This is a genomic window from Streptomyces sp. BE303 (assembly GCF_036290945.1).
Lineage (GTDB): Bacteria > Actinomycetota > Actinomycetes > Streptomycetales > Streptomycetaceae > Kitasatospora.
The window spans coordinates 1-1,848 of record NZ_JAQYWZ010000188.1 but is presented as its reverse complement, the minus strand read 5'-3'; the positions used below and the strand labels follow the sequence as shown (position 1 = coordinate 1,848).

Genomic DNA, 1,848 nt, shown 5'->3' with positions numbered 1-1,848 from the left:
TTCGACCAGGTGGCGTTGCACGTGGATGCCTATCTGGACCGGCCGTTGGCGGAGGTGCTGGCGGACGAGGAGCTGATCCACCGCACCGGGTACGCGCAGCCGGCGTTGTTCGCCGTCGAGGTGGCGTTGCACGCGCTGCTCACCCGCTGGGGTGTGCGGCCGGATGTCCTGGTCGGGCACTCGATCGGTGAGATCGCTGCCGCGCATGTGGCCGGGGTGCTGTCTCTGCCGGACGCGGCCACGCTGGTCGCCGCACGCGGCCGACTGATGCAGGCCCTTCCGGCCGGTGGGGCGATGCTCGCGGTGGGTGCTTCCGAGGCGGACGTCCTCGCCGCGTTCCCGGACGTGGACGTCGCGGTGGTGAACGGTCCTGGGGCCGTGGTGGTCGCGGGCCTGGAAGCCGAGATCGACGCCGTCGCCGAGGCGGCGGGCGAGCGGGGTTGGAAGTCCAGCCGTCTGCGCACCAGTCACGCCTTCCATTCGCGGTTGATGGAGCCGATGTTGGAGGACTTCCGCGCCGTGGTGCGGTCCCTGGCCTTCGCCGAGCCTTCGGTCCCGGTGGTGTCGTCGGTGACGGGCCGCCATGTGGGGCTCGGGCAGTGGTCGGACCCGGAGTACTGGGTCGACCAGGTCCGCAAGCCCGTCCGGTTCGCCGATGCCCTCAACGCCCTCGACGGCGTCACCACCTACGTCGAGCTCGGCCCGGACGCGGTCCTGTCCGCGCTCGTCCAGCAGCCCGACGCCGTCACCGCGCCGCTGCTGCGCCGCGACCGCGACGAAGCGACCACCGCACTGACGGCACTCGCGACCCTGCACGTCAACGGCGTCCCGGTCGACTGGTCGCCGCTGTTCACGGGCGTCCGACCGGCCGAGCTGCCGACCTACGCCTTCCAGAGGGAGCGGTTCTGGCCCGAGAAGGGGGCCCGGCCCCGCTCAGACCGTGACGACGACGGGTTCTGGACCGTGGTCGAGTCGGGCGACGTGGCTACGCTCGCCGACCGCCTCGGCGTGGAGGCCGAGGCGCTGGCGGGCCTGGTTCCCGCGCTGGCCGCCTGGCGTGCGCGTGGCCGGGAGCGGTCGCTGATCGACGCGTGGCGCTACCGCGCCGTCTGGAACCCCACCACCGTCGCGGGCCACGGGCGGATCAGCGGGACGTGGCTGCTGGTCGGCGACGACGGGTTCGGCCTCGCTGCGGTCCTCTCCGGGCTCGGCGCGGAGGTCATGACCGTGCCGACGGGCTCCCGCTCCGAGCTGGCGGCCCGGCTGGCCGGGCAGGAGGCGGAGGGCGTCGTTTCGGTCCTCGGATCGGTCGGTGAAAACCTGGCGCTGGTGCAGGCTTTGACGGACGTACGGAGCACGACCCCGCTGTGGACGGTCACCCGGAACGCGGTGGTCACCGGCCGGGCGGACGACACGGTCGACGTCGGTCAGGCGCAGCTGTGGGGCTTCGGCCGGGCGGTGGGGCTGGAGCACCCGGAATTCTGGGGCGGTCTGCTCGACCTGCCGCCGGTCGTCGACACCCGGGCGGCCGGTCGCCTCGGCGCGGTCCTGGGTGGCGCGTTGGGCGCGGAGGACCAGGTCGCGCTGCGTAGTGGTGGCGTGCTCGTACGGCGGCTCGCGCATGCGCCGGCCGGTGCGGTCGGTGCCGCCGGTGCGTGGAGTCCGCGCGGCACGGTGCTCATCACCGGTGGGACCGGTGGCTTGGGCATCGAGGTGGCGCGGTGGGCGGCGGCGAACGGTGCGGAGCGGTTGGTGCTGCTCTCCCGGCGTGGATCTCAGGCGCCCGGGGCGGCGGAGTTGTTGGCGGAGCTGCCGATGGCGGAGATCCATGCGTGTGATCTGGCGGAT

1 protein-coding gene is annotated in these 1,848 nt (G+C 73.4%); it reads left to right on the top strand.

Translation table 11 applies throughout. The features are described from left to right. Window positions 1–21: 21 nt before the first annotated feature. Window positions 22–1,848: acyltransferase domain-containing protein (locus PUR56_RS01090; RefSeq protein WP_329947454.1), on the top strand; the 1,827-nt coding region annotated here is incomplete at its 3' end.